Source organism: Domibacillus aminovorans (assembly GCF_001643235.1).
In the GTDB taxonomy this organism is placed as follows: Bacteria; Bacillota; Bacilli; order Bacillales; family Domibacillaceae; genus Domibacillus; species Domibacillus aminovorans.
This window is the reverse complement of sequence record NZ_LQWY01000068.1, coordinates 1-1844: the sequence shown is the minus strand read 5'-3', so window position 1 is coordinate 1844 and position 1844 is coordinate 1. Positions and strand designations below refer to the sequence as shown.

Here is a 1844-nt window from a genome sequence, read left to right as displayed (position 1 = left end):
TTCAATCAGATCGTAAGATCGATAAGTGGTGGGTAGTTCAATATCGAATTTGCCAAGCTACACAAAAAGTTTTTTGTCCCGTTCAGCATCTTTGAAGAATATTGGCTTGAAGCGCGTAACGGAGGAAGAAAATCAATTCCAATTGAGGCGTTGGAATATCATTGTCCGGAAATTAAGGCCACTCGTGGCGTTGCGATAGATTACTTAATTCATTGTGAAAGGGAGAGAAAGCATGACAAAACAATCGATTGATTTAAATACGCTTGCAGAAGGTGGAATGGCAGAGCAGGTAGGCATTGAAATGCAAAAGGTCTATGAAAATATAGCTGATCCAAATACAGATTGGAAGAAAAAACGCACGATCACTGTGAAGCTGACCTTTGAAGCGGATAAAAAAAGGGATTTGGCCTATGTCGATGTGGAAACAAAATCGTCACTGGCACCAATGCAGTCCGTTGGTACAAAAGTGATTATTGGTCGTGACGAAGTGGGTGATGTACAAGGTGCCGAATTAAAGTCTGGGGTACCTGGCCAGCTGTTCATTGATAACGATGGAGATATCGCGAAAGACACCGGCGAAAAAGTTGGAGAGGAAGACAGTCCACCGCCTGCCGCTGAAAAAGAGGGAGAATCAAGCAAGATTCGTAGGGTCAACTTTAACTAAAACTAAAATTATATGAGATGAGGAATTCACTATGTTGAAAGAAGCATTGCAGTACATTATCGGATTAAAACGCCCGGAAATCGTTGAAACAAAAGATGGGAAAACCTATACGCCTGTTTCCTTAACACGACTGGATCGTGAACATGATGTAGCGCCAATTGAGTTACGCAGTTTGTCCGGTCTTGTTGATTACGTCCAGTCTAATTTTGATCATGAGCGGAAATTGCTCATTCATGTTGAGTCGCCACGGTCAGTCAGAGTGTACGATGCACTTAATGATGAAAATGACCGCCGCACATACGTAAAAGCAACAGCTATGCTGCCAAGTATCATTTTTGAACGATATATGGACCGTGAAAACTTCAATGTGCAGCTACAGGCGTGCTTTGTTAAAAACGAAGATCGGGACAGTGTATTAAAACTGATCAGCTCTATCGTCGAAGATAATTCCCTTAAAACGGAGGATACAGGCATAACGCAGCGTGTGACAGCAAAGACAGGTATTACGTCTGTAGGTGTAGAGAACGTTCCGAATCCGGTCACATTGAAGCCGTTCCGAACGTTTGTAGAAGTGACACAGCCTGAATCGGAATTTATCCTGCGATTGAAAGAAGGCCCGAACGTGGCATTGTTTGAGGCGGATGGAGCGGCATGGGAGCTCAATGCGATGGCAAGCATCGCTGAATATTTGAAAGAAAATCTTGCTGCTGAAATTGCAGATAAAAAAGTATACGTCATCGATTAATCAATACGGGAGCGGCTGCCGATCGTGGCCGCTCCACTTTCAAAAAGGAGAGATTCAATCATGTTTGAAATTTTCACGTTTTTGTTTTCAGTAGCTGCTTTTGTTGTGTCGATCCTTGCTTATGTGAACTCAAAAGGTTAAAGAAAGATGATTTAATGGCGAACCGTGGGTCAATTGATCAACAGTAGACACAAACTATTCACTAAAAAAAGGAGAGCAAAATGACAAAATCTTATACGTTTCATAATGTGACTGTCACTTTAGATGAGGGTGATACCTACGAAGTAATGTACTATCACAAAGGCTTTTTATTTGTGGACATGGGCAGCGAAAGAATCAGCTTTGTTCCTATTCATGCCGATAACCTATTGCCTGTTATCCAAGATCCTTTAATTGAACCACCCGCCACTTAGAACTCTTACGAGTTGCTTGAAG

Annotated in this window: 4 protein-coding genes; all 4 read left to right on the top strand. The window is 42.1% G+C overall.

Annotated elements, in window-relative coordinates:
• Window positions 1-42 precede the first annotated feature (42 nt).
• The 4 genes from AWH49_RS21420 (at window position 43) to AWH49_RS17810 (ending at window position 1822) form a co-directional block, all read left to right on the top strand.
• Complete coding sequence (locus AWH49_RS21420) at window positions 43-252, top strand: Holliday junction resolvase RecU (protein ID WP_425305723.1); 210 nt, start codon at window positions 43-45, stop codon at window positions 250-252.
• Window positions 233-664: a hypothetical protein gene (locus tag AWH49_RS17820; protein ID WP_063966819.1), complete on the top strand. Its 432-nt coding sequence runs from the start codon at window positions 233-235 to the stop codon at window positions 662-664. Before AWH49_RS21420 ends, AWH49_RS17820 begins: the two co-directional genes overlap by 20 nt.
• Before the next feature lie 31 nt (window positions 665-695).
• The gene (locus AWH49_RS17815) at window positions 696-1409 is read left to right on the top strand and encodes a hypothetical protein (RefSeq protein WP_063966818.1); all 714 of its coding nucleotides are present in this window, start codon (window positions 696-698) and stop codon (window positions 1407-1409) included.
• A 221-nt stretch (window positions 1410-1630) separates the two neighbouring features.
• The gene (locus tag AWH49_RS17810) at window positions 1631-1822 is read left to right on the top strand and encodes a hypothetical protein (protein WP_063966817.1); all 192 of its coding nucleotides are present in this window, start codon (window positions 1631-1633) and stop codon (window positions 1820-1822) included.
• Window positions 1823-1844: the final 22 nt, after the last annotated feature.

What these genes read in the sequence shown, in the direction of transcription:
- AWH49_RS17820 (WP_063966819.1), top strand. Translation starts at nt 233, where the DNA reads ATGACAAAACAATCGATTGATTTAAATACGCTTGCAGAAGGTGGAATG.
- AWH49_RS17815 (WP_063966818.1), top strand. Translation starts at nt 696, where the DNA reads ATGTTGAAAGAAGCATTGCAGTACATTATCGGATTAAAACGCCCGGAA.
- AWH49_RS17810 (WP_063966817.1), top strand. Translation starts at nt 1,631, where the DNA reads ATGACAAAATCTTATACGTTTCATAATGTGACTGTCACTTTAGATGAG.